This window comes from Pseudomonas putida (assembly GCF_016406145.1).
In the GTDB taxonomy this organism is placed as follows: Bacteria; Pseudomonadota; Gammaproteobacteria; order Pseudomonadales; family Pseudomonadaceae; genus Aquipseudomonas; species Aquipseudomonas putida_E.
Genome location: NZ_CP066306.1, coordinates 1,213,456 through 1,237,970 on the forward strand (window position 1 = coordinate 1,213,456; position 24,515 = coordinate 1,237,970).

At 60.1% G+C, this 24,515-nt stretch carries 21 protein-coding genes; 7 read left to right on the top strand and 14 right to left on the bottom strand.

Annotation, left to right across the window (positions count from 1 at the left end):
- Nucleotides 1-11: 11 nt before the first annotated feature.
- The 4 genes from JET17_RS05545 to JET17_RS05560 all read right to left on the bottom strand — a co-directional run bounded on the left by JET17_RS05545 (nt 12) and on the right by JET17_RS05560 (nt 3,221).
- Nucleotides 12-746, bottom strand: a complete 735-nt coding sequence (locus JET17_RS05545; RefSeq protein ID WP_012313016.1) for an amino acid ABC transporter ATP-binding protein — start codon at nt 744-746, stop codon at nt 12-14.
- The gene (locus tag JET17_RS05550; protein ID WP_012313017.1) at nt 743-1,414 is read right to left on the bottom strand and encodes an amino acid ABC transporter permease; all 672 of its coding nucleotides are present in this window, start codon (nt 1,412-1,414) and stop codon (nt 743-745) included. Before JET17_RS05550 ends, JET17_RS05545 begins: the two co-directional genes overlap by 4 nt.
- Complete coding sequence (locus JET17_RS05555) at nt 1,415-2,161, bottom strand: amino acid ABC transporter permease (protein ID WP_012313018.1); 747 nt, start codon at nt 2,159-2,161, stop codon at nt 1,415-1,417.
- Between the two features lie 142 nt (nt 2,162-2,303).
- Complete coding sequence (locus tag JET17_RS05560; RefSeq protein WP_012313019.1) at nt 2,304-3,221, bottom strand: glutamate/aspartate ABC transporter substrate-binding protein; 918 nt, start codon at nt 3,219-3,221, stop codon at nt 2,304-2,306.
- A gap of 337 nt (nt 3,222-3,558) precedes the next feature.
- Between JET17_RS05560 and JET17_RS05565 the strand changes: the two genes are divergently transcribed.
- Nucleotides 3,559-7,689, top strand: coding sequence for an NEL-type E3 ubiquitin ligase domain-containing protein (locus JET17_RS05565; protein WP_012313020.1), 4,131 nt, complete (start codon nt 3,559-3,561; stop codon nt 7,687-7,689).
- Between the two features lie 35 nt (nt 7,690-7,724).
- On the opposite strand, the gene glpD is transcribed toward JET17_RS05565, so the two are convergent.
- From glpD to JET17_RS05585, 4 genes are all read right to left on the bottom strand, one after another.
- On the bottom strand, nt 7,725-9,254 hold the full coding sequence (glpD, locus tag JET17_RS05570; protein WP_012313021.1) for a glycerol-3-phosphate dehydrogenase: 1,530 nt from the start codon (nt 9,252-9,254) through the stop codon (nt 7,725-7,727).
- Nucleotides 9,255-9,427: 173 nt separating this feature from the next.
- Nucleotides 9,428-10,183, bottom strand: a complete 756-nt coding sequence (glpR, locus tag JET17_RS05575; protein WP_012313022.1) for a DNA-binding transcriptional repressor GlpR — start codon at nt 10,181-10,183, stop codon at nt 9,428-9,430.
- 113 nt (nt 10,184-10,296) lie between these two features.
- Nucleotides 10,297-11,796 carry a glycerol kinase GlpK gene (gene glpK / locus JET17_RS05580; protein WP_042111211.1) on the bottom strand — a complete coding sequence of 500 codons (1,500 nt, stop codon included), beginning with the start codon at nt 11,794-11,796 and terminating at the stop codon, nt 10,297-10,299.
- A 41-nt stretch (nt 11,797-11,837) separates the two neighbouring features.
- Entirely contained in the window at nt 11,838-12,689 is an 852-nt protein-coding gene (locus JET17_RS05585) for an MIP/aquaporin family protein (protein WP_012313024.1), read from the bottom strand.
- A 300-nt stretch (nt 12,690-12,989) separates the two neighbouring features.
- On the opposite strand from JET17_RS05585, the gene ybaK reads away from it, so the two are divergent.
- A complete protein-coding gene (gene ybaK / locus JET17_RS05590) occupies nt 12,990-13,460 on the top strand; it encodes a Cys-tRNA(Pro) deacylase (protein WP_012313025.1) in 471 nt (156 codons plus the stop codon).
- 37 nt (nt 13,461-13,497) lie between these two features.
- Here ybaK and JET17_RS05595 read toward each other — a convergent pair whose 3' ends face one another.
- Both JET17_RS05595 and argF read right to left on the bottom strand, forming a co-directional pair.
- The gene (locus tag JET17_RS05595) at nt 13,498-14,607 is read right to left on the bottom strand and encodes an ABC transporter ATP-binding protein (RefSeq protein ID WP_012313026.1); all 1,110 of its coding nucleotides are present in this window, start codon (nt 14,605-14,607) and stop codon (nt 13,498-13,500) included.
- The gene (gene argF / locus JET17_RS05600; protein ID WP_012313027.1) at nt 14,604-15,524 is read right to left on the bottom strand and encodes an ornithine carbamoyltransferase; all 921 of its coding nucleotides are present in this window, start codon (nt 15,522-15,524) and stop codon (nt 14,604-14,606) included. The genes JET17_RS05595 and argF overlap by 4 nt, the downstream gene beginning before the upstream one ends.
- Nucleotides 15,525-15,887: 363 nt before the next feature.
- Here argF and JET17_RS05605 point away from each other — a divergent pair, with 363 nt between their 5' ends.
- Nucleotides 15,888-17,996: a molybdopterin oxidoreductase family protein gene (locus tag JET17_RS05605; RefSeq protein ID WP_012313028.1), complete on the top strand. Its 2,109-nt coding sequence runs from the start codon at nt 15,888-15,890 to the stop codon at nt 17,994-17,996.
- Nucleotides 17,997-18,087: 91 nt separating this feature from the next.
- Nucleotides 18,088-18,423 carry a Grx4 family monothiol glutaredoxin gene (gene grxD / locus JET17_RS05610; RefSeq protein ID WP_012313029.1) on the top strand — a complete coding sequence of 112 codons (336 nt, stop codon included), beginning with the start codon at nt 18,088-18,090 and terminating at the stop codon, nt 18,421-18,423.
- 56 nt (nt 18,424-18,479) lie between these two features.
- On the opposite strand, the gene bfr is transcribed toward grxD, so the two are convergent.
- Entirely contained in the window at nt 18,480-18,953 is a 474-nt protein-coding gene (bfr, locus tag JET17_RS05615) for a bacterioferritin (protein ID WP_012313030.1), read from the bottom strand.
- Nucleotides 18,954-19,152: 199 nt separating this feature from the next.
- Nucleotides 19,153-19,374: a bacterioferritin-associated ferredoxin gene (locus tag JET17_RS05620; protein WP_012313031.1), complete on the bottom strand. Its 222-nt coding sequence runs from the start codon at nt 19,372-19,374 to the stop codon at nt 19,153-19,155.
- 213 nt (nt 19,375-19,587) lie between these two features.
- Here JET17_RS05620 and JET17_RS05625 point away from each other — a divergent pair, with 213 nt between their 5' ends.
- Nucleotides 19,588-20,190 carry a peroxiredoxin gene (locus JET17_RS05625; RefSeq protein WP_012273884.1) on the top strand — a complete coding sequence of 201 codons (603 nt, stop codon included), beginning with the start codon at nt 19,588-19,590 and terminating at the stop codon, nt 20,188-20,190.
- A 71-nt stretch (nt 20,191-20,261) separates the two neighbouring features.
- Here the strand turns inward: JET17_RS05625 and rnt are convergent, their stop codons facing one another.
- Nucleotides 20,262-20,873, bottom strand: a complete 612-nt coding sequence (gene rnt, locus JET17_RS05630; protein WP_420094546.1) for a ribonuclease T — start codon at nt 20,871-20,873, stop codon at nt 20,262-20,264.
- Nucleotides 20,874-20,932: 59 nt separating this feature from the next.
- Nucleotides 20,933-21,979 (bottom strand): dihydroorotase, encoded by a 1,047-nt coding sequence (gene pyrC / locus JET17_RS05635; RefSeq protein WP_012313033.1) that lies wholly within the window; start codon nt 21,977-21,979, stop codon nt 20,933-20,935.
- A 130-nt stretch (nt 21,980-22,109) separates the two neighbouring features.
- On the opposite strand from pyrC, the gene JET17_RS05640 reads away from it, so the two are divergent.
- Complete coding sequence (locus JET17_RS05640; protein WP_012313034.1) at nt 22,110-23,084, top strand: flagellar protein MotY; 975 nt, start codon at nt 22,110-22,112, stop codon at nt 23,082-23,084.
- Between the two features lie 127 nt (nt 23,085-23,211).
- Entirely contained in the window at nt 23,212-24,429 is a 1,218-nt protein-coding gene (locus JET17_RS05645; protein ID WP_012313035.1) for an argininosuccinate synthase, read from the top strand.
- Nucleotides 24,430-24,515 lie beyond the last annotated feature (86 nt).

Consider the following 24,515-nt stretch of genomic DNA (forward strand, 5'->3'; position numbering starts at 1 on the left):
CTGTGGCCGGCTTAGTGTTGCAGGATCTTGCTGAGGAAGTGCTGGGTGCGTTGGTCGCGGGCACCTTGGTCACCGAAGAACTCTTCCTTGGTGCAGTCTTCGATGATGCTGCCCTTGTCCATGAAGATGACCCGGTTGGCGACCTTGCGGGCAAAGCCCATCTCGTGGGTCACGCACATCATGGTCATGCCTTCGTTGGCCAATTGCACCATTACATCCAGCACCTCGCTGACCATTTCCGGGTCCAGCGCCGAGGTCGGTTCGTCGAACAGCATGACAATCGGGTCCATGGCCAGGGCGCGGGCGATCGCCACACGTTGCTGCTGGCCACCTGAGAGCTGGCCGGGGTGCTTCTTGGCATGGGCGCTCAGACCAACCCGCTCGAGCAAGGCCAGGCCCTTCTTGGTGGCCTCTGCTTCGCTGCGGCCCAGTACCTTGCGCTGGGCGATGGTCAGGTTCTCGGTGATGGTCAGGTGCGGGAACAGCTCGAAGTGCTGGAACACCATACCGACCCGCGAACGCAACTTGGGCAGGTTGGTCTTGGGGTCGGCAATCGAGGTGCCATCGACCACGACGTCACCTTTCTGGAACGGTTCCAAGGCATTTACGCACTTGATCAGCGTTGATTTACCCGAGCCCGAGGGGCCGCATACCACTACCACTTCACCTTTCTTGACCTCGGTGCTGCAGTCGGTCAGTACCTGGAAGTCGCCGTACCACTTGTTGACGTTCTTGATGGAAATCATACGGTGATCCTTTTTTGCAGGCGCTTGACCAGCCACGAAGCGGAGAAGCTGATGAGGAAGTAGACGACCCCGGCGAAGATCAGGAACTCATGGGAGCGCCCGATGATATCGCCGTTGGAGCGTGCCGAGTTGAGGAAGTCCACCAGGCCCACGGTGTAGACCAGCGAGGTGTCCTGGAACAGGATGATGCTCTGCTGCAGCAGCAGCGGGGTCATCTTGCGGAAGGCCTGGGGCAGAATGATCAGGCGCATGGTCTGGGCGTAGTTCATGCCCAGTGCCTGTGCCGCGCCCATCTGACCTTTGGAGATCGACTGTACGCCGGCGCGGACGATTTCGCAGAAGTACGCGGCCTCGAACATCATGAAGGCGACCACGCAGGAGGTGAAGGCACCCACCGGGGTGTCCTCGCCGGTGATCCAGCGCAGCACGAACGGCACCGCCAGATAGAACCATGTGATCACCAGCAGCAGCGGGATCGAGCGGAAGTAGTTGACGTAGGCACCGGCGATGTTCGAAAGCAACTTGTTCGACGACAAGCGCATCAATGCCAGGAGGGTGCCCAGCACGATACCGCCGATCACGCCCATGACCATCAGCTTGAGGGTCATGACCATACCTTCCCAGAGGGCGGGCAGGGCCGGGATGATTTCGCTGAAATCCATTTCCATTTACTTGCCCCCCACGGAAATCAGGCCAGGCACGGCGACTTTTTTCTCGACCAGGCGCATTAGCAGCATCAAGCCCATATTCAGGGTGAAGTAGATCAGCGTGGCCAGGGTGAACGCCTCGAACAGGTTGGCGGAAAACTCTGCGGTCTGTTTGGTCTGTGCCAGCAGCTCCATCAGGCCGATCAGCGAGGCTACCGAAGAGTTCTTGAACACGTTGAGGAACTCGGAGGTGAGCGGCGGGATGATGATCCGGTACGCTTGTGGCAAGAGCACGTTGTTATAGATCTGTGGCAGGCTGAAGCCCATGGCGCGCGCTGCAGCTTCCTGGCCGCGCGGCAATGCCTGGATGCCGGTGCGCACCTGTTCGCAGACGCGCGCAGCGGTGAACAGGCCCAGGCAGATGACCACGCTGATCAATGCCGAGGTGGTCGGGTTGAGGTCCTGCTTGAACCATTCCTGCAGGCCTTCAGGCAGCAGGTCTGGTACCAGGAAGTACCAGATGAACAGTTGCACCAGCAGAGGCACGTTGCGGAACAGCTCCACGTAGGCGGTGGCGATACCCGATACCAGGCGGTTCGGCACGGTACGCATGACACCAAGGAGCGAGCCCAGCAGCAGCGCGATGATCCAGGCGGCAATGGCGATGGCAATGGTCCAGCCCAGGCCGGTGATGTACCAGTCCAGATAGGTTTCGCTGCCCACGCCGGTGGACTTGAAGAACACGCCCCAGTCCCAGTTGTAATTCATCGGGATTTCCCCTCAGACGGTTGTTTCACGGGCACCTTCGAGCATCCGGGGGCGCTTGGCGCCCTCGGACCAAAGGTTAGACACTAATGAGCGGCTTGCAGCGTTGATTTGTGCGCTTGCGCACCAAGCCACTAACTGAGGATCAGGATTTCTTCTCGTCTGCGGCCTTGTCGGTCGGCTCGGCGATCAGCTTTTTCAGTTCATCGCTCATCGGGAACTGAAGGTTCAGGCCTTTTGGCGGAATCGGCTGCTGGAACCACTTGTCGTAGCTCTTGTTGACTTCGCCCGACTTGAAATAGCCCACGATGGCATCGTCGACGGCTTTCTTGAAGGTATCGTCACCCTTGCGCATCATGCAGCCATAGATCTCGTAAGATTGTGGTGTGCCAGTGATGACCCAGTCCGCAGGCTTGCGCGCTTTGGCCATCTCACCGGCCAGCAGGGCGTCGTCCATCATGAAGGCCACGGCACGGCCGCTTTCGAGCATGTTGAAGGCTTCACCGTGGTCCTTGGCGGAAATCACGTTCATCTTCATCTGCTTGTCGGCGTTCATTGCCTTGAGGATACGCTCGGAGGTAGTGCCGGCCGTGGTTACCACGTTCTTGCCACCCAGGTCCGTAAAGTCTTTGTAGGAGGGTTGACCATCCTTGACCTTGGTCAGCAGGCGCGTGCCGACTTCGAAGATACCTACCGAGAAGGCGACCTGCTGCTGGCGCTCGACGTTGTTGGTGGTGGAGCCGCACTCCAGGTCTACGGTGCCGTTCTGCACCAGCGGGATACGGGTTTGCGAAGTGACCAGGTTGTAACGGACTTTGATGTCAGTACCCAGTTGCTTCTTCAGGGCTTCGACGACAGCCAGCTGGATGTCATGCGAGTAGCCCACGGGCTCGGGTTTGCCGGCCAGGTAGGAAAACGGGATGGAGGAGTCGCGGTGGCCCAGGGTGATGGTGCCCGATTCCTTGATCTTCTTCAGGGTGCCTGTGAGTTCTTCGGCCATGGCCGGCGAAGCGATCACAGCAGCCGCGATGGCGGCGCCCAGCAATTGACGAACGATACGCATCAAATTTTCCTCGACGTGTTTGTTTTTTTTATGGAGCCGTTGGCGGACTCTTTCGTTCAACGAATACAGCAAGAAGCGAGTGCATTCGGCTACCAAGTGTAGAGCATGAGTCGTGCCAAGCTCTGCGAATGATCATAACCCCGCGCAAAGCCTGGGCATGAACCCTCTGTGAAGGTTTTTCCGCATTATCCATCGGTCGGAACGCCGAATGAGTTGGTGGATGGTGTTCGGCAATCCGAACGATTGCTCCCGCAGTCTCCTGTCGCCAGATTTAAGTAATACCTAAGGGCGCGGAGCAAATGATGAGCTCGCTGGCTAATCACCAGGAGCTCATACCGTGTCCGCCATTTCGATTCCTTCCGATTCCGTCGATGCCTTCATCGCTGGCCAGCTGTCAGGCTGGTTGAGGTCTGCCGATGTCGACCTGCTTCTGACCCTGCACAGAGCGTTGCGTCATCAGCAGGCCGCTGCTGAAGGCGTCAGAAACATGTTGGCGCAGACGCCAAGCCTTGAGGCCTTTGCCACGCCGCTGCTCGAGAGCGCGCTGCGAGAAAGTGGCCTGGCCGACGCAGACGTGCGCAACATGCAAGTCTACATTGAGGACGATGTGCCTTTGCCTAGTGCCGCGCCACGTCTGCATACACCGTGGAGGACGCTACATAGCGTGCAGCCCTTGCTGACGGCGGCACTGCACAACTTTCACGAGGACGAGACGCTCCCCTCCATTCATCGCCGTGCTCATCTGCAGAATGCTGACGGCAGTAAGCTGCCGCTGGCATTTGAAGCATTTGCCAGCTGTTGCAGAACGCTGGATATAGGAGGGCGCTATCAGCAAGTGTTGCGCGCGCGGCTGTTTCCGAAAAGCAGACCCCCCGCGCCAGAGGGTTTTGCCCGCGCAGGGGTGGAGCGCTTGCTCGAAGAAAATCTGCGCGCGAAGATGGAAGTTGCGGTGCGTATGGCAAGGATCAAGTCCGAGCTGGACGATGCCGACTACCTGCGTTTGTTGCCTGTGTGCGCAAGCAAACCCATCGTGCCGGCGGTCTCAGGTATTGCCACGCCTCGCCAACTGTACCTGTTGGGCAAACGCATCCATGGGCCCATTGTCTTCGAAATGCGCGACAGTGCCGGAGGGCCGCTGTCGGGGATCATCAGCTGGATACCGCAAGATCCCTATCGGCAGATCGCCAGGTACGCTACCTGGGCTGCCTTCTATCAGTCGTTGGCCAAACAGCTGCGTGCGCCTCATTACCGTTCTTTTTTCCGTCGATTCATCAGTGAGCGTGATAAACCGACCTTTACGGCAACCCTCGAGCGCCTGATCCGGGCGAGCACTGCGAAGGTGCCGGTTGATCTGGATGGGCGCAATTTCTCGATCGATACGTCCTTGTTCGCCTATCTGCGGGGCCAGCAGGTCGACAAGATGCTCGATGACGCAAGAGTCCTGGCAGTGCCCACCGCTGACGAGACTGCGATCGAGCGGCATCAGCGGCTGGAAGTGCTCAAGAGCGCTGGCTTCGATCTGCTCAACCTGGCTGCGCTTTTCGTTCCGGTACTGGGCGAGGTGATGTTCGCAGTGGCAGCGGTGGACGTTGTCAGTGAAGTGTATAAAGGCTATGCCGATTGGCGCATTGGCGACCGCCAGGGGGCATTGGATCACCTGTTCGGTGTGGCAGAGAACCTGGCGGTCGGTACGGTGGTCGGCGCCGCACAGATAGGCGTGGGCCGGGTGCTGGAGCGCGTCCCCTTTGTCGATGCGCTCACCCCCTTGTACGAGGGCGAGGGCCGATACCGGCTGGCGGACTGGCCCGCTTCGGCTCACCACATCGACGGTGGAGGGGCACTTTTGCGACGCTTTGGTGGGCGCTGGGCGCAAACATCAGACCAAGCTGCCGAAACTGTACTGCGCGTCACCGGGCTTGAGCAGGATCACTTGCGCAACCTGCATCTGCAGGGGGATGCTCCCCCCGCTCGCCTGCTCGATGCCCATGAGCGCCACGAACTCCATGCTCTGGAGCCGCACCTGCAGGGGGCCGCCTTGGAGCGTGAGCTGGCAGCTCGGCAAGACCAGCCCTCTGCTGCTGGCGCGTTGCTGATCAGGGCATTCCCCGGCCTTTCCGTTCGCGGCGCTGAAAGCGTCCTGGAACAGGCCAGTGGTGAGCAGATCAAGGCGCTGCTGACCAGCAGCCGTATACCTTTGGAAATGGCTGAGCGAGCTCGTTGGATCTTGCGCGAGAGTCGCCTGGATCGTGCGTTGTTGGGGTTCGAGCACGAAGGCGCGATCAATGATGCTACTCAGCGGCTGGTTCTGAAGTGGGTCAACGAGCTCGCGCCCTGGCCGGCTTCAGTTCGCATTGAACTGCGGCTGGGCGAAGCGAAGGGGCGGTTGGTTGCATCGGTAGGGAGCAACACTGCGACACGGATCCGGTGCCTTGTTCAGACCGAGCAGGGCTACCAGTTGAGTGATGCTACGCAACCAACAATTGGACAAGGATTATTGTCCTGCCTGATCCAGACACTTGAGGAGGGCCAGAAAGTGGCGCTCGGGGATGGCCTGATAGATGCCCGCACTCTAGGCAACAGGGTTGCTCAAGTGGCTAGCGCTGACCGGCAAAAGACAGCGCAGTTGCTGGGATTGCGGCCGATCGGAGAACGCTTTCGCCCGCCGCAGCGCCTCGCCGACGGCCGTGTCGGCTATGCACTCAGTGGAGGTGGAGAAAGTAGCCGTCAGGCTATTCGCCGCGGGATACATGAAATTTTCCCAACCCTGACGGACGCGCAACTTGACGCTTACCTGGGCGACCTGATGGAGCGCCGCATCGGACTCTGGGACCACCTCAGCAGGCTGCGGCAGCAGCTGGATAGCTTGCGCGAAGCGCTGGATGCCTGGCAGCGTGAGCGCGTGAGCTTCATGGATGGGCGCAGGCGACAGCGCGTGGCCAGCCAGATCCGTCGCGCCTGGCGCCGCAAGACGGCAGGCCTGGCAGGTGACGATTTCAGCCTGCATATCGAGGGTGAGTTGGTAGGCAGCCTGCCGAATTTACCAGCAGGCCTCGAGTTCGCCCATGTGCAGCGGTTGACGTTGCGCAACATGAGCCTTGACCGAGTTGATGAAGATTTCCTGCTCAGGTTCACCGGCCTTCGTGAACTCGACCTACGCGACAATCAGTTGATCACCATACCGGAGGGCCTGGAGCGCCTGACCGGTCTGCGCAGGCTGCATCTTGCAGGAAATCGGATAGCCTTCGATGCTCAGGGCAACCTCCGGCTGGCAAGCCTTTCCATGCTGCAGCAGCTTGATCTGACCTATAACCCGCTGGGCCTGGTCCCCGACCTTTCCGGGTTACGCCACTTGCGCGAAGTATCGTTACGCGCCACTGGGCTACAAGCCTTGCCTGAAGCTGCCGTGATGCCGTGGAGGGGCCTTGTGGATATTCGTGAAAACCAGATCCGCCAGGTCACCGGTGATTTGCGCAGCCTGAATGGTCGATTGCAGCGCCTGTCGTTACACGACAACCCGCTGGACGAGGCAAGCGAGTCACTGCTTTCGCGCAGCAGCAGTGATGACTACCCAGCGAATCGGCGCAGCTCTTACCACCACGCCATCGCAGATACCAACCTGCAAAATCAATGGATGGGCAGCGTTTCCGGTGACTTGCTAGCGCAGCGCAGAGAACTCTGGACGAGGTTGTCCGAGGAACCGCAATCGGCAGACCTGTTCAGATTTCTGGCGGATTTTGCCGGTTCTGACGATTTTCAAGACCACCCGCGCTACTACCGTGCCAGGGTATGGCGGGTCCTCGAACTTTGCGCAGACAACACCGACGTGCGTGAGGCAGTTTTCTGGCAAGTGCGAGGCCCCAGAACCTGTGAGGATCAGCTGCTGCTCATACTCAGCCAACTGGAAGTCAGAACGCACATCGCCTTGCATAGCGCAGACGCCAGCACAGAGCGCGCCGAAGCAACCTTGTTACGGTTGGGGCGCTCACTCTATCGTCTGGATCAGGTAGACAGTATCGCCGCCCGGCATATTGAGGAAATGCGCCAGAATCCTTACGCGGTGGTGGATGACATTGAGGTTTACCTTGCCTATCGGGTCAACCTGGCTGACAGGCTCGGCTTGCCGGCCCAGCCACGGCATATGAATTACCCCGAGCATAGCGGCGTAACAGGAACACGCATACTGCGCGCCCGCGCGGAGGTCCTTGCCGGTGAGAATATCGAGGTATTGAGCAATGCGCTGGCACAGCGGGAGTTTTGGCAAGGGTATGCACGCAATCGCTATCCAGAGCGTTTTGAAGCGCTCGCTGCGCCTTTTCATGAGCAGCTGGAGGGGTATGAGCGCGAGGCGGGCGAGTCTGGCGAGCAGCTTTACCTTGAACGTGCCGACGTATTGATGGCAGCCCTCAATGCCGAAGAGCGTGCGCTTTACCTGGAGCTGGCCAGAGAGGCATACGAGCGGGAAGTCTGAGAGCCGGCGACCGCCAGGCGGTCGCCGTGCAAGATTCAGGCGGCGTCGCTGCGAACGTCGCTTTGCGCAAGGTAATCGGCCAGTGCCCGTTGCTCGCCCTCGCTGGTGAACAAGCCCAGTTTGGTACGCCGCCAGAGTATGTCCTGTGCACTGAAGGCCCACTCGGTTTCGCGCAGGTAATCAACTTCACGGGTGAACAAGCCACCGCCGATCGCCTGGCCCAGATCGTCAGGGCCATTAACGCCCTTCAGCAGCTGCCAGGTGCGGCTGCCGTAGGTCACTGCCCAGCGCTTGGCGATATCCGGTGCAAGCCATTGATGCTGGGAGAGCAGCTCGGCGACCAGGTTCTGGGGCGTGCTCATGCCTTCACCGCCGGGCAGCGCTGAACTGGCAGTCCAGCTCTGGCCCATTTGGCTGAAGAACGGTTTGAGCTCTGCCATGGCCGACTCGGCAAGTTTGCGGTATGTGGTCAGTTTGCCGCCAAACACCGACAGCAACGGCGCCTCGCCTTGGGTTGCGGACAGCGCGAGGGTGTAGTCACGCGTGACTGCAGACGGGTTGTCCGATTCGTCGTTGCACAGCGGACGCACGCCGGAGTAGGTGTGCAGGATATCGCTGGCGCTCAACTGATGATTGAAATGTGCGTTGACCACTTTGAGCAGATAGTCGGTTTCCTGCTCGGTGATCGCCACCTTGGCCGGATCGCCGCTGTATTCGCGATCGGTGGTGCCGATCAGGGTGAAGCGGTCCAGGTACGGGATGCAGAAGACAATGCGTTGGTCCTCGTTCTGGAGGATGTAGGCGTGATCCCCCTCGTACAGGCGCGGCACGATGAGGTGGCTGCCCTGGATCAATCGTATGCCGTATGGTGCATCGAGTTTGAGGTCATCCTTGATGAACTTGGCGACCCATGGACCGGCGGCGTTGACCAAGGCACGGGCGCGAATCGTCTGCAGGCTGCCGTCGGCATGCTGCAGCTCTACCTGCCACAGGCCATCGACGCGTTCTGCGCGCAGGCAGCGGGTGCGGGTATGAATGTGCGCGCCTTGCTCGCGTGCAGCCATGGCATTGAGCACCACCAGGCGGGCGTCGTCTACCGCGCAGTCTGCATATTCGAAACCGCGGGTGATGGCCGGCTTGAGCGGGTAGCCCGGGCCAAAGCGCAGGCTGCGCGACGCGCCCAGGCGCTTGCGCTTGCCCAGGTGGTCGTAGAGGAACAAGCCGGCACGGATCATCCAGGCCGGGCGCAGGTGCGGACGGTGCGGCAGCACGAAACGCATCGGTTTGACGATGTGCGGTGCCTTGGCCAATAGCACTTCGCGCTCGGCCAGAGCCTCGCGTACAAGGCGGAATTCATAGTGTTCCAGGTAGCGCAAGCCGCCATGGATCAGCTTGCTGCTGGCCGAGGAGGTGTGCTGGGCCAAGTCGTCCTTTTCGCAGAGGAAGACCTTGAGGCCACGCCCGGCGGCGTCGGCAGCAATGCCCACGCCATTGATGCCACCGCCGATCACGGCAAGATCATAGCAATCGGCAAGTAGGGGCTGGGACGAAACGGGCTGGGACACGGGCAAGGCCTCCTGAGGCTGTTCACAGCGAATATGAACATTAATGTTCGTTTCCGAAAATACTAGCGCAACAGAACGCCCATCGCCAGTCGCTCTTCATAGAAAAAACTGATGAGATGGCACGAAAGTGAACAATATCGAAAATGGCGGGCCCTTGTAGACCCGCTGGCGTTTCAAACCACGTCGAGCCGGATCTTGTACTGATTGAGCAGCTCACCCAGTGCAGGTGATGGAGGCTGATCGGTCACCAGGCAGTCGACCAAGCTGATCGAGCCCAGCCGTACCATGGCGTTGCGCCCGAATTTGCTGGAGTCGGCAGCCAGGATGACCTGACGGGCGTTGGCGATGATTGCCTGAGAAACGCGTACTTCCTGGTAGTCGAAATCCAGCAGGCTGCCGTCTTCATCGATACCGCTGATGCCGACCAAGGCGAAGTCGACCTTGAACTGGCTGATGAAATCGACGCTGGCCTGGCCGACCACGCCCCCGTCACGGCGTACAGTGCCACCTGCGACCAATACTTCGAAATCATCCTTGGCGGCAAGGATCGCAGCAACGTGCAGGTTGTTGGTGATGACCTTCAGGTGGCTATGGTTGAGCAGCGCCCGGGCAATGGATTCGGTGGTGGTGCCGATGTTGATGAACAGCGAGGCATGGTCGGGAATTTGCCGGGCCACGGCGTCGGCAATGCGCTGTTTTTCATCACGCATCTGGTCGGCGCGCATGGCGTAAGCAGTGTTCTCGATGCTCGAGTCATAGGCGGCGCCACCGTGGTAGCGGCGCAGCAGATTGAGTTCGGCGAGCTGGTTGATGTCGCGACGGATGGTTTGCGGGGTGACGACGAACAACTGTGCCATTTCTTCGATGCTGACGTAGCCGCGTTCGCGGACCAGCTCGAGGATTTGTTGTTGGCGTGGGGGCAGATTCATGGGCGGTCCTTATGGGCTGCCGGACAAATTCTGCAATGATGCCGTACGAAAGGGACTACGGCCAGTGGGCCATGGGCTGACGGGGGCCGCGAAGCAGCCCCTGTCCAGTGCGATCAGGCCTCGTGATCTTCCCAGTCGCGGGTACGCTCGACGGCTTTGCGCCAGCCGGCGTACAGTTTTTCCTTCTGCGCTTGCTCGAGTTGCGGGCTGAATTCGCGCTCGATGATCGCCTTGTCACGCAACTCGTCCAGGCCACTCCAGAAACCACAGGCCAGGCCGGCCAGGTAAGCGGCGCCAAGAGCTGTAGTTTCGCGCATTTTCGGGCGCTCCACGCAGGTGCCGAGGATGTCCGCCTGGAACTGCATGAGGAAATTGTTGGCCACCGCGCCACCGTCGACACGCAACTCGGACAGGCGTTGGCCGCAGTCCTGCTGCATCGCGTCCAGCACGTCGCGGGTCTGGTAGGCGATTGACTCCAGCGCTGCGCGGATGATGTGGTCGACTTTCACGCCGCGCGTCAGGCCGAACAGCGCGCCGCGGGCGTAAGGGTCCCAGTACGGTGCGCCCAGGCCGGTGAAGGCGGGCACCAGGTAAACCCCGTTGCTGTCCTTGACCTTGCTGGCGAAGTACTCGGTGTCCAGGGCGTCGTTGACGATCTTGAGTTCGTCGCGCAGCCATTGCACGGTGGAACCACCGTTGAACACCGCGCCTTCCAGGGCATAGGCCACTTCGCCACGTGGTCCGCAGGCAATGGTGGTGAGCAGGCCGTGGGACGAGGTTACGGCTTTGTCGCCCGTGTTCATCAACAGGAAACAACCCGTGCCGTAGGTGTTCTTGGCCTGGCCGGGTTCCACGCACATCTGGCCGAACAGCGCGGACTGCTGGTCACCGGCAATGCCGGCAATGGCTATGCCGCTCTTGGTGTGGCCGTAGACTTCGGAGGAGGGGCGGACCTGTGGCAGCATCTGGCGCGGGATGCCGAGAATGCCGAGCAGCGTTTCATCCCACTGCAGGCTGTGGATGTTGAACATCAGCGTGCGCGAGGCATTGGTGTAGTCGGTGACGTGTACCTTGCCGCCGGAAAACTTCCAGATAAGCCAGGTATCCACGGTACCGAACAACAGTTCGCCGCGTTCGGCCCGTTCACGTACGCCCTCCACATTGTCGAGGATCCACTTGAGCTTGGTGCCGGAGAAATACGGATCGGTGACCAGGCCGGTGGTCTCGCGAATGTATTGTTCATGCCCGTCGCGCTTGAGTTGTGCGCAGATCTCTGTACTGCGGCGGCACTGCCAGACGATGGCGTTGTATACCGGGCGCCCGGTTTCCTTGTCCCACACCACTGTAGTTTCACGCTGGTTGGTGATGCCCAGTGCGGCAACCTGCGCATGGCTGATGCCGGCCTGCGCCAAGGCTTCGACCATAGTCGCGCTCTGTGTGGCGAAGATCTCCATGGGGTCATGCTCGACCCAGCCGGCTTGCGGATAATGCTGGGCGAACTCGCGCTGGGAGGTGCCAACCACATTGGCGTCGCGGTCAAAGATGATGGCCCGCGAGCTAGTGGTGCCCTGGTCCAGGGCGATGATGTAGTTCTTGTCCTGGGTATCTGTCATGGTCATAGGCCTTGCAAAATGAGGAGGTCAGGGCGCCAGCATCAGTTGGCTTGAGTATCGCCCTGGCGATTGCCGTTTGTCTCTGGGTTCGCGCTTTGCGCCGTCGGCAGGTTGCGGGCGATCAAGCCACGATAGGTCGCAGCACCCAGGCAAGCGCCGAAGATCGGTGCGAACACCGGAACCAGGAAATAAGGGATGTCCCGACCGCCAGTGAAGGCGATTTCGCCCCAGCCGGCCAGGAAGGTCATCAGTTTGGGCCCGAAATCGCGGGCCGGGTTCATCGCAAAGCCGGTCAGCGGGCCCATGGCGCTACCGATCACGGCGATCAACAGGCCGATCAGCAGCGGTGCCATCGCACCACGGGGCAGGCCGTTGTTGTCGTCGGTCAGGGCCATGATGACCGCCATCAAGATTGCAGTGATCACCACTTCGACCAGGAACGCCTGTGCGATGGAAAGCGAAGGGTGCGGGTAGGTGGAGAACACCGCCGCCAGTTCCAGGCTTTCGCTGCTGCCGCGCAGCATGGCGTGGGCTTGTTCGAAATCGAAGAACAGGCTGCTATAGAGGGTGTAGACCAGCGCCGCGCCGCAGAAGGCGCCGCAAACCTGGGCCAGCATGTAGAACGGCAGTTTGCGTTTGTCGAAGCTTGCGAACAGGGTAAGGGCGATGCTGACGGCCGGGTTCAGGTGCGCACCGGATACACCGGCGGTGAGGTAGATCGCCATGCTCACGCCGACGCCCCAGATGATGCTGATTTCCCACAGTCCAAAGCTGGCGCCCGCGACCTTGAGGGCGGCGACGCATCCTGTGCCGAAAAAGATGAGCAGCGCCGTGCCGAGGAATTCGGCCAGGCACTGGCTGGACAGCGTAGGTTCGCGTAGAGCAGTCGTCATGTATGACCTCTTTTTTTTTGTTGTGAGGCGCTAAGCGCTCGACAGCAAAGCCCGGCGTCCATCCCCATTGACTTCGGGCGCAGGTAGGAATGCACTTAAAAAGTGCACCATTTATTCAGAAACGAAAAAATATAGACAAGAAACGCTTATGTCAAAGGTCGAAAGTGAACGGTCGGTCACGATCTGAGCATTGAATGCGGGTGTGAATCCCGAGCTAGAGCGGCGTGTCAGCTGCGAACTGGCTGGAGTGTAGGATTTGCCCTAAAGTAGCCGCCGAATTGTCTCGGAGCGGAGCACTGCATGACCCCGGCCCTCGATCTTTTGAAAAAGGCGCGCGCGCAACATCGCGTGCACAGTTATGAACACGATCCAAAATCGGCGTCTTATGGGCTGGAGGCGGCTGAAAAACTGGGGCTGGAACCGCAGCAGGTGTTCAAGACCTTGTTGGCCAGCAGTGAGAAGGGCGAGTTGTTGGTTGCCGTGGTGCCTGTTGTGGGGACGCTGGACCTCAAGGCGCTTGCCCATGCCGCAGGCGTGAAGAAATGCGAGATGGCTGACCCCGCGGCAGCTCAGCGTGCCACAGGCTATCTGGTGGGTGGAATCAGTCCGCTTGGACAGAAAAAGCGTCTGCGCACCTTCATCGACGATTCGGCGCGGAATTTTGCAACCATCCATGTCAGTGCCGGGCGGCGGGGGTTGGAAGTGGAACTGGCTGCAGCTGTACTTGCCGAGCAGACCCAGGGCACTTTCGCCGGTATCGGTCGGGGTTGACCGGCATGGGGCCGACTTGCGGCCCCACATTGCCGAATCAGGTTGCCGAGCTGAAGCGGCGCACCCCGTTTTCCTGCCGCGGCAACTGCGCCGCGACGCTGCCGGGTACCGGGAACAACACCAGGTGGTCAGCTTTGACGGTAATACCGACCTGCTCGCCTACCTGATGATCGATATGGCTCGGGAAGATCGCTTCCAGCTGGCTGCCTGTCGGCAACTGCAGGCGATACAGTGTCGATGCGCCCAGGAAACTCTTGCCGACGATGTTTGCGCGCAGTGCGCTGTCCGCGTCAGGAACGATATCGTCAGGGCGCAGCAGCACGTCTACCGAGCTGCCGGGGGCCATGGTGTAGGCGCGGTTACCCCGCAGTTCACCGAGCTCGGTGTTGACTGACTCATGGCTGCTCATCTGACCACGGATGAAATAACCCTGGCCGATGAAACTGGCAACGAATGGTGTCTGCGGCTCATGGTAGAGGTTGTAGGGCGTGTCCCATTGTTCCAGGCGGCCTTCCTTGAACACACCCACATGGTCGCTGACCGCGAAGGCTTCTTCCTGGTCATGGGTAACCAGAATCGCACTGGTACCCCGGCTTTTGAGGATGTCACGGACCTCGTGGCTCAGGCGGCGGCGCAATTCGACGTCCAGGTTGGAAAAAGGCTCGTCCAGCAGCAGCAATTGTGGCTCGGGCGCCAGCGCCCGGGCCAGGGCCACGCGCTGTTGCTGGCCGCCTGAGAGCTCGTGCGGATACCGCCCGCCGAGGCCACCGAGCTTGACCAGCTCGAGCATTTCTTCGACCACATGCCCTTGGGATGGGTGCTTGGCGATGCCGAAGGCGATGTTTTGCGCCACGGTCAGGTGCGGGAAAAGCGCATAGTCCTGGAACACCATGCCTATGCGGCGTTTCTCCGGGGACAGGGTGAAACCGGCGCGGGAAATGACTTCGCCCGCGAGCTGGATCTCACCTTCGTGTACCGGCTCGAAGCCGGCGATGGCGCGCAGGGTGGTGGTCTTGCCGCACCCCGAAGAACCCAGCAGGCAACCGATGTCGCCTGCGTTCAGGTGCAGGTTGAGGTTCTGGACGATGCGCTGGTCGCCGTAGCCGCAGGCGAGGTTGCGCAGGTTTAGCAGTAGGGGTGGACTCATGCGTGGTGGTAAGCCGGTTCGACAAGGAATTCGAGTAGGGCCTTCTGTGCATGCAGGCGGTTTTCAGCCTGGTCCCACGCGACCGAACGGGGGTCGTCGAGCAGGTCATGGCTGATTTCCTCGCCGCGATGGGCGGGCAGGCAGTGCATGAACAGGGCATCGGGTGCCGCCAGGTCAAGCAGTTCGCGGTTGACCTGGTAAGGCGCGAAATGCGCCAGACGCCGTGCAGTTTCCTCTTCTTGGCCCATGGAAGTCCAGACATCGGTGGTCACCAGGTGCGCACCACGTACGGCTTCACGCGGATCGCGGATGATCTGTACGCGATCTGCGCCCAGTGCCATGAAGCGTGGGTCCGGGTCATAACCTTCCGGGCAGGCGATGCGCAGTTGGAAATCGAACTGGCGGGCAGCCTCGATGTACGAATTGCACATATTGAAACCATCGCCGATCCAGGCCACGGTCTTGCCCTGGATAGCGCCACGGTGCTCGTGGAACGTCTGCATGTCGGCCAGCAATTGGCAGGGGTGCGACTCATCGGACAGGCCATTGATCAGCGGTACGCGTGAATTGGCGGCGAACTCGGTGAGGGTGCTGTGCGCGTGGGTGCGGATCATCACCGCATCGACCATGCTCGACAGCACGATGGCGCTGTCGCTGATCGGTTCGCCCCGGCCCAGTTGTGTGTCGCGTGGCGACAGGAAGATAGCCTGGCCACCGAGCTGGATCATGCCGGCTTCGAACGACACCCGGGTCCGGGTGGAGGATTTCTCGAAGATCATGCCCAGGACACGGTTTTTCAGCGGTTCGAACAGCACGCCGCGCTTACGCAGGTCCTTCAGCTCGATGCCTCGGCGGATCACACCGAGCAATTCGTCGGTGGTGAAATCCAGCAGGGAGAGAAAGTGCCTAGCGCTCATGATTGACTACCTTATCTGCAACGGTATGCAGGTCGACCGTATGGTTTTTTTGACAACGGGAGTGACCTGCGGCGTAAGCCGCACGGGGCGGACGAAATAGGGAAAGGCGCAATACTATAATTAAATGTCGCCTGAAACCAAGAGGGGGAACAGCGGCTCTGTTGCAAAGGGTGTCATTACCCCTTGAGCCTGCGCTGTTTTTTATTTGCTACAGAGGTTGTACACGGCTTGCTGGCAATTTGGCAAATGGCTGTCGCAAATCGTGCGCCTGATGTCGGGAGATTCACGCTGCGAAGCGCGCTGGCAGGGTGCAGGGGGCAGGGGGCATAGTCGACGCTCGACAATTGCGAGGCAGAGGCAGCCATGACCAAGACCCTGCATCACCGTGCCTGCCACCTGTGTGAGGCGATCTGCGGGCTGAATATCGAAGTTAGTCATGAAATCGACGGGGGCGCGCGCATCAGCGCAATCAAGGGCGACCCCCAGGACCCGTTCAGCCGTGGTCACATCTGCCCCAAGGCCGTGGCTTTGCAGGATATCCAGGATGACCCGGACCGTCTGCGCCAACCGCATCGACGGGTTGGTGAACGATGGGAGGCCATCAGCTGGGAGGAGGCTTTTGCCCTGGCCGCTGACAAGCTGTGGTCGATACAGCAGGCACATGGGCGCAACGCGGTGGCGGTTTACCAAGGTAACCCGAGCGTGCACAACTACGGCTTGATGACCCACAGCAACTACTTCCTGGGACTGCTCAAGACGCGTAACCGCTTTTCCGCCACCTCGGTGGACCAGTTGCCCCAGCACCTGACCAGCTACCTGATGTATGGCCATGGCCTGCTGTTGCCGATCCCGGACATCGACCATACCGATTTCATGCTGATCCTCGGTGGCAACCCTTTAGCCTCCAATGGCAGCATTATGACCGTGCCGGATGTGGAAAAGCGCCTCAAGGCCTTGAAAGCGAGAGGTGGGCAACTGGTTGTGGTGGACCCGCGGCGCAGTGAAACCGCGGCCATGGCAGACCGGCACCTGTTCGTGCGCCCCGGCGGCGATGCAGCGTTGCTGTGCGGTTTGCTCAATACCCTATTCGACGAAGGCCTGGCGCGTGGTTCGCATTTGCCGGTCAGCGGCCTGGAGCAGGTGCGCACGGCGATCAAGCCGTTCACCGCCGAGGCCATGAGCGCCCAGTGCGGGATCGACGCTGCCAGCATTCGCCAGTTGGCACGGGATTTCGCCGCTGCAGACAAGGCGGTCTGTTATGGCCGCATGGGCGTATCGACACAAGCTTTCGGCACCCTGTGCCACTGGCTGGTGCAAGTGATCAATCTGGTAACCGGCAACCTGGATCGTCAAGGTGGTGCGCTGTGCACCGAGCCTGCTGTGGATCTGGTCGCGAGCACCTCGGGCGGTCATTTCAATGTCTGGCAGAGCCGCGTGTCGGGGTTGCCCGAATACGGTGGTGAGCTGCCCGTTGTGGCCATGGCCGAGGAAATGCTCACGCCGGGCGAGGGGCAGGTGCGGGCCCTGGTCACCGTCGCTGGTAACCCGGTGCTGTCCACACCCAATGGCAGGCAGGTGGATGTGGCGCTGCAGGGGCTGGAGTTCATGCTCAGCATCGACCTGTACATCAACGAGACGACCCGTCACGCCCATCTGATCCTGCCATCCACTTCAGCACTGGAAAACGACCATTACGACAGCACCTTCAACCTGTTGGCTGTGCGCAATGTCACCCGCTTCAACCGGGCCATACTGGCCAAGCCTGCAGGCGCCCTGCACGACTGGGAAATTTTCGTTGGCCTGGCGCAAGCCTTTGCCAAGCGTGCAGAACTGGAACTGAAACCGACCATCCCACCTGCGCAGATGATCGACCTGGCTTTGCGCAAGGGCCGCTATGGCGACGAAAGTCCCATCAACCTGTCGCTTGAAACGCTTGATCAATACCCGCACGGCCTCGATCTGGGCCCCCTGGGCGCTAACCTGCGAGGGCGTTTGGCGACTGCCAGCAAAGCCGTGGAAGCGGCGCCCCAGGTCGTGCTGGACGACTTGCGCCGTCTGGCCGAATTCGTACCGGCAGTAACGGGTGATTTGCTGCTTATCGGCCGCCGTCATGTACGCAGCAACAATTCGTGGATGCACAACTACCATCGCTTGGTCAAAGGCAAGCCACGTCATCAGTTATTGATGCATCCGCAGGATATGCGTCAGCGGCAGTTGGAGGATGGCCAGCAGGTACGAATCCGCTCGCGCACCGGTGACCTGGAAGTCGAGGTCCAGGCCTGCGAGGACATGATGCCTGGCGTGGTCAGCCTGCCCCATGGCTTCGGTCATGGTCGCGGGGGCGTCAACATGCAGATCGCCCAGGCGCAACCCGGCATCAGTGCCAACGACCTGACTGATGAGCGCCTGCGTGATGCTGTTTCCGGGAATGCGGCGCTCAATGGCGTGCCCGTACAAGTAAGCGCCGCGTGAGCTCTGGCAAGGCCGAGCACAAGGCTCAGGTTTCCGATACAATGCGTCACCGTGCCGACCATCGAGTCGGAAAGTTCAGACGAGGTGTTCCATGGATATCATCGAAACGATCAAAGAGCAGATTGCCAACAACACCATTCTGCTTTACATGAAGGGCTCGCCGAATGCCCCGCAATGCGGGTTCTCGGCCAAGGCATCGCAAGCTGTGATGGGTTGTGGCGAAAAGTTTGCTTACGTGGATATCCTGCAGAACCCGGAAATCCGCGCCAACCTGCCCAAATACGCCAACTGGCCGACCTTCCCGCAACTGTGGGTAGCCGGCGAGCTGGTCGGCGGTAGCGATATCATGCTGGAGATGTTCGAGAACGGTGAGCTGCAGACGCTGATCAAGGACGCCGCTGCCAAGGCCAAGGCTTCCGAAGCCTGATCTTTCGGCAAGCATAAAAAAACCCGCTCATGGCGGGTTTTTTTATGGGCCGAAATTTACTCTTCGCCCATCTGAGACTGCAGGTAGTTCTCGATGGTGATCTTGTCGATCAGGCTCAATTGAGTTTCCAGCCAGTCAATGTGTTCTTCTTCGGATTCGAGAATGTCTTCAAGCAGTTCACGCGAGCCGAAGTCGCCGACAGTTTCGCAGTGGGCGATGGCGGCTTTGAGATCGATCAGGCCTTTCTGCTCGATCTTCAGGTCGCACTCAAGCATTTCCTTGGTGTGCTCGCCGATCAGCAGCTTGCCCAGGTCCTGTACGTTCGGGATGCCCTCGAGAAAGAGAATACGCTTGATCAACTTGTCAGCGTGTTTCATCTCATCGATGGATTCCTTGTACTCGTGCTTGCCGAGTTTGTTCAGGCCCCAATCTTCGTACATGCGCGCGTGCAGGAAGTACTGGTTGATCGCGACCAGCTCGTTTCCGAGGATCTTGTTGAGATGCTGGATGACGCTTACGTCGCCTTTCATGCGGGTTCCTGCCCTGAGAAGTGTGCCAATACAGGGAAGTTTGAGCCTGATAAGTAGGGCTGTCAAACCTAAGTTCTTGAATAATAAGTGAAAATTAATAGGAATAAGAATGTTTGTGAACCGCGTTGGGGCGCTAACTTATTGAATTGTAGGCATAAAAAAACCGGACACGAGGTCCGGTTCTTCGAATAGGGCGATATCAGGCGGCAGTAAATTCCACCGGATAGGGCAGGGTGGCTTGCTGGCTCACCTGAAGCTCGGTCAGGGTCTCCCGGACTACCTGCTTGGCCAGGCAGGCGCATTTGCCACATTGGCTGGCGACATTGGTCGCAGCTCTGACGTCCTTGTAGCTGCAGCATCCTTCATAGATCGCATCGCGGATCTGTCCGTCGGTCACGCCGACACAAAGACACACATACATAAAGTCGGACCATCGCTGGTTGAGTCGATGGGTGGAGAGTAATGGTAATGAGAATGCTTGTCAAAACACTTTCTGTAAGTGCCGTGCTTGAGCGACCGGCGGTTGGATTCGGCCTGTCATCAGAAGCCGTGTATGATGGTCGGCCTTTGTTGGATGTCGGGCAAGCCCGCCTTGGCCTGGCAAACGGTTCTTCACCCTCATCAGGAGATTACAATGAGCGTACTCGTTGGCAAAAAAGCCCCCGACTTCACCGTCCCGGCTGTACTGGGCAATGGCGAAATCGTCGACAGCTTCAACCTGGCCTCGGCCATCAAGGGCAAGTACGGCCTGGTGTTCTTCTACCCATTGGACTTCACCTTCGTATGCCCGTCCGAGCTGATCGCCCTGGACAACCGCATTCCGGATTTCCAGGCTCGCAATGTTGAAGTGATCGGCGTTTCGATCGACTCGCACTTCACCCACAACGCCTGGCGTAACACCCCGGTCAACAATGGCGGTATCGGCCAGGTCAAATACACCCTGGCAGCCGACATGACCCACGAAATCTGCAAGGCCTACGACGTCGAGTCCGAAGGTGGCGTGGCTTTCCGTGGCGCCTTCCTGATCGACACCAACGGCGTTGTCCGTTCGCAGATCATCAACGACCTGCCGCTGGGCCGTAACATGGACGAGCTTCTGCGTCTGGTCGATGCCCTGCAATTCCACGAAGAGCACGGTGAAGTCTGCCCGGCCAACTGGAAGAAAGGCGACAAGGGCATGAACGCTTCGCCTGAAGGCGTTGCTGCTTACCTGAGCGAGAACGCTGGCAAGCTGTAATTGCCGAGCGCATAAAAAAACCGGCCTTCGTGGCCGGTTTTTTTTAGCTTGAAGCTTGAAGCTGCGGCGCCTCAATCGTTGAAATCGCGCCAGCCGCCCATCTCTTTCCAGCGGTTGACGATGCCGCAGAAGAGTTCGGCTGTCTTCTCGGTGTCGTAACGTGCCGAGTGCGCCTCACGGCCGTCGAAGTCGATGTCTGCGCTCTGGCAGGCCCTGGCGAGCACGGTCTGGCCGTACGCCAGGCCAGCCAGGGTGGCGGTGTCGAAGCTGGAGAACGGGTGGAACGGGTTGCGCTTCAGATCGTTGCGCGTCACCGCCGCATTCAGGAAGCCCAGGTCGAAGCTGCTGTTGTGGCCGACCAGGATCGCCCGCTTGCAGCCGTTGGCTTTCAATGCCTTGCGCACGCCGCGGAAGATGTCGGTCAGCGCGTTTTCTTCGCTTACCGCCATACGCAGCGGGTGGTCCAGCTTGATACCAGTGAACTCCAGCGCGGCAGCCTCGATATTGGCGCCCTCGAACGGCTCCACACGGTAGAAGTAGGTGTGCTCCGGGAACAGGAAACCCTTCTCGTCCATACCGATCGTCACCGCAGCGATTTCCAGCAGGGCATCGGTGGCGCTGTTGAAGCCGCCGGTCTCGACATCCACCACTACCGGCAGGTAGCCACGGAAGCGCTCGGCCATCGGGTGGCGCGAGCCGCTGCCGGCTTGACCGTCCTGATCGTCTTCGTAGAGGTCTTCGCTCACGCGTTGTCCTCCAGCAGGCGCCAACGCAGTTTTTCACCGGCGCGCAGCGGGATCACGGTCTGCTCGCCAAACGGCAGGCTGTCCGGGGCCGTCCATTCTTCACGGACAAGGGTTATCGTGTCGGTATTTGCTGGCAGGCCGTAGAAGGCCGGACCATGCAGGCTGGCGAAACCTTCCAGTTTGTCCAGCGCATTGCGCTGTTCGAAGGCTTCGGCGTACATCTCGATGGCCGCGTACGCGGTGTAGCAACCGGCACAACCACAGGCGGCTTCTTTGGCGTGGCGGGCGTGGGGTGCCGAGTCAGTGCCGAGGAAGAACTTCGGGTTGCCACTGGTGGCCGCGTCCAGCAGCGCCACCTGGTGGGTGTTGCGCTTGAGAATCGGCAGGCAGTAAAAGTGCGGTCGAATGCCGCCGACCAGCATGTGGTTACGGTTGTACAAAAGATGCTGTGCGGTGATGGTCGCACCGACGTTGGCAGGCGCCTCGGTGACGAATTGAGCTGCATCGGCGGTGGTGATGTGCTCGAACACCACTTTCAGCGTTGGGAAGCGCTCTACCAGGCGACGCATGTGTTCGTCGATGAAGCGCTTTTCGCGGTCGAACACGTCGATCTCGCTGCGGGTCACTTCACCATGCACCAGCAACGGCATGCCGACCTCAGCCAGCGCTTCGATAGCCGGGAAGATATTGTCGATGCTGGTCACGCCGGAATCGGAGTTGGTGGTGGCGCCGGCCGGATACAGCTTGGCGGCGTACACGATGCCGCTGGCCTTGGCCGCGCGGATGTCCTCGGGGCTGGTGCGGTCGGTGAGGTAAAGCACCATCAATGGCTCGAAGCGGCTACCGGCCGGACGGGCATTGAGGATGCGCTCACGGTAGGCCCCGGCTTCGTCGGCATTGCGTACCGGTGGAACCAGGTTGGGCATGATGATGGCACGGGCGAAAGTACGCGCCACATCGCCAACGGTATGGGGCAGGACGGCACCATCGCGCAGATGGATGTGCCAGTCGTCGGGACGCAGGAGGGTCAGGCGATCGGACATTGGGGATTCCAGGCGGGTCGAACTCAGGCCCCAATGCTACCGGAAAACCCTCGCCCGAGCACGGCTATCAAGTTTTCCGGCAAGCGTCCGATAGCCTGCCTGTAAGCCGTCAGAATTAGTGGAGCCTCCCGTGCGCCAGCGTTACCTAGCCCTGTTGACCCTGTTCGCCAGCCTGCCGGCCGGTGCATTGACCTTCCAGACCCGCATGGAAAACATCGCCTGGAAAGTCGAGGGTGATCAGTTCGAATGCCGCCTGATTCAGCCGATCGACGGTTTCGGCAGTGGTGAGTTCGTGCGCCGGGCGGGTGAACAACCAGTGTTCCAGCTGCGTTCTGGTAGTAATGTGCTGGGCGCAGGTTCCGCCACGCTGCTGGCGGCTGCGGCCCCTTGGCAGCCGGGGCGTGGCGATATCAACCTGGGGGCGGTGCGGCTGGCGCGCAATGGTGTGTTGTTCAGTTCATCCCAAAGCCAGGCCAGCCGCTTGATCAATGGGCTGCTCGATGGCCGCAGTACGGTGGTGCGAAGCTACACCGGGGAGGCGGGGCGACCGATCGAAGTACGTGTGCTGCCGGTGAGCTTTGCCAAGGCGTGGAGTGATTATCAGGCGTGTGCTGGCAAGATGTTGGCGATGAACTACGACCAGGTGCGTCAGACGCAGGTGGGGTTCCCAGGGGGAGGTATCGACCTGGATGCCGCGGCGCGGGCGCGACTGGATGTGATCCTGGATTACTTGCAGGCCGATCCGACGGTCAACCATATCGAGCTCAATGGCCACTCGGACAACAGTGGCAATCGTTTGACCAACCGTGATACTTCGCGGCGCCGTGCGTTGGCCGTTGCTGATTACCTCAAGGCCCATGGGGTGCCGGAAGAGCAGATTACCGTGCGCTTCCATGGCGAACGTTATCCTCTGGCGAAGAACAACAGCGCCGCAAACCGCGCACGCAACCGGCGCGTCAATATCGAACTGGATCGTGTCGCGCCGATCGAGAAGCCTGCGGCCCAACCTGCCCAGCACCCGGCCCCCACAACCGCACCCGCTACGGTGCCGGCGCCAGGCCCCGCTAGCGCAGCTCCTGTGCCGTCTGCCGCTAAGTCTTCCTGAAGCTGCAGAGCGTCGCCCCTTTGACAGTTACTGTCGCTTTGTCGTCAGAAGCTGTCGCCCCACTGTAAATTTATCCGCAACGCCGGTAGAATCGATCCCTTTCCGTACAACCCCGTGGAGTAATGGCATGGCGGACGTAAAAAAGGTCGTACTGGCGTATTCCGGCGGCCTTGATACTTCGGTGATTCTCAAGTGGCTGCAGGATACCTACGACTGCGAAGTGGTAACGTTCACCGCTGACCTGGGTCAGGGCGAAGAAGTCGAGCCGGCTCGCGCCAAAGCCCAGGCAATGGGCGTCAAAGAGATCTACATCGACGACCTGCGTGAAGAATTCGTGCGTGACTTCGTCTTCCCGATGTTCCGCGCCAACACCGTCTACGAAGGCGAGTACCTGCTGGGTACTTCCATCGCCCGTCCGCTGATCGCCAAGCGCCTGATCGAAATCGCCAACGAAACCGGCGCTGACGCCATTTCTCACGGCGCCACCGGCAAAGGCAACGACCAGGTTCGTTTCGAGCTGGGTGCCTATGCACTGAAGCCGGGCGTCAAGGTCATCGCCCCATGGCGTGAGTGGGACCTGCTGTCCCGCGAGAAGCTGATGGACTACGCCGAGAAGCACGGTATCCCGATCGAGCGTCACGGCAAGAAGAAGTCGCCGTACTCGATGGATGCCAACCTGCTGCATATCTCCTACGAAGGCGGTGTGCTGGAAGATACCTGGACCGAGCACGAAGAAGACATGTGGCGCTGGAGCGTCTCGCCGGAGAATGCTCCGGACCAGGCGACCTACATCGAACTGACCTACCGCAATGGTGACATCGTCGCCATCGATGGCGTGGAGAAGAGCCCGGCCACTGTCCTGGCAGACCTGAACCGCATTGGCGGTGCGAACGGTATCGGCCGTCTGGACATCGTCGAAAACCGTTATGTGGGCATGAAGTCGCGCGGTTGCTACGAGACCCCCGGCGGTACCATCATGCTCAGGGCTCACCGTGCCATCGAGTCGATCACCCTGGACCGCGAAGTCGCTCACCTGAAAGACGAGCTGATGCCCAAGTACGCCAGCCTGATCTACACCGGCTACTGGTGGAGCCCGGAGCGCCTGATGCTTCAGCAGATGATCGACGCTTCGCAGGTCAACGTGAACGGCGTTGTGCGCCTGAAACTGTACAAGGGCAATGTCACCGTAGTCGGCCGCAAGTCGGACGACTCGCTGTTCGATGCCAACATCGCGACCTTTGAAGAAGATGGCGGCGCCTACAACCAGGCCGATGCTGCGGGCTTCATCAAGCTCAATGCACTGCGCATGCGAATCGCTGCCAACAAAGGCCGCGCGTTGCTCTAAGCCTTCAAGCGTATTGCATGAACCCCGGCTCTGGCCGGGGTTTTTGTATGCGCTTCCCAATACCCACCTGCCCGACAATCCGTGAA

What these genes read in the sequence shown, in the direction of transcription:
- JET17_RS05545 (WP_012313016.1), bottom strand. Translation starts at nt 746, where the DNA reads ATGATTTCCATCAAGAACGTCAACAAGTGGTACGGCGACTTCCAGGTA.
- JET17_RS05550 (WP_012313017.1), bottom strand. Translation starts at nt 1,414, where the DNA reads ATGGAAATGGATTTCAGCGAAATCATCCCGGCCCTGCCCGCCCTCTGG.
- JET17_RS05555 (WP_012313018.1), bottom strand. Translation starts at nt 2,161, where the DNA reads ATGAATTACAACTGGGACTGGGGCGTGTTCTTCAAGTCCACCGGCGTG.
- JET17_RS05560 (WP_012313019.1), bottom strand. Translation starts at nt 3,221, where the DNA reads ATGCGTATCGTTCGTCAATTGCTGGGCGCCGCCATCGCGGCTGCTGTG.
- glpR (WP_012313022.1), bottom strand. Translation starts at nt 10,183, where the DNA reads ATGAATCTGCCCCCACGCCAACAACAAATCCTCGAGCTGGTCCGCGAA.
- glpK (WP_042111211.1), bottom strand. Translation starts at nt 11,796, where the DNA reads ATGACAGATACCCAGGACAAGAACTACATCATCGCCCTGGACCAGGGC.
- JET17_RS05585 (WP_012313024.1), bottom strand. Translation starts at nt 12,689, where the DNA reads ATGACGACTGCTCTACGCGAACCTACGCTGTCCAGCCAGTGCCTGGCC.
- ybaK (WP_012313025.1), top strand. Translation starts at nt 12,990, where the DNA reads ATGACCCCGGCCCTCGATCTTTTGAAAAAGGCGCGCGCGCAACATCGC.
- JET17_RS05595 (WP_012313026.1), bottom strand. Translation starts at nt 14,607, where the DNA reads ATGAGTCCACCCCTACTGCTAAACCTGCGCAACCTCGCCTGCGGCTAC.
- argF (WP_012313027.1), bottom strand. Translation starts at nt 15,524, where the DNA reads ATGAGCGCTAGGCACTTTCTCTCCCTGCTGGATTTCACCACCGACGAA.
- JET17_RS05605 (WP_012313028.1), top strand. Translation starts at nt 15,888, where the DNA reads ATGACCAAGACCCTGCATCACCGTGCCTGCCACCTGTGTGAGGCGATC.
- grxD (WP_012313029.1), top strand. Translation starts at nt 18,088, where the DNA reads ATGGATATCATCGAAACGATCAAAGAGCAGATTGCCAACAACACCATT.
- bfr (WP_012313030.1), bottom strand. Translation starts at nt 18,953, where the DNA reads ATGAAAGGCGACGTAAGCGTCATCCAGCATCTCAACAAGATCCTCGGA.
- JET17_RS05620 (WP_012313031.1), bottom strand. Translation starts at nt 19,374, where the DNA reads ATGTATGTGTGTCTTTGTGTCGGCGTGACCGACGGACAGATCCGCGAT.
- JET17_RS05625 (WP_012273884.1), top strand. Translation starts at nt 19,588, where the DNA reads ATGAGCGTACTCGTTGGCAAAAAAGCCCCCGACTTCACCGTCCCGGCT.
- rnt (WP_420094546.1), bottom strand. Translation starts at nt 20,873, where the DNA reads ATGGCCGAGCGCTTCCGTGGCTACCTGCCGGTAGTGGTGGATGTCGAG.
- pyrC (WP_012313033.1), bottom strand. Translation starts at nt 21,979, where the DNA reads ATGTCCGATCGCCTGACCCTCCTGCGTCCCGACGACTGGCACATCCAT.
- JET17_RS05645 (WP_012313035.1), top strand. Translation starts at nt 23,212, where the DNA reads ATGGCGGACGTAAAAAAGGTCGTACTGGCGTATTCCGGCGGCCTTGAT.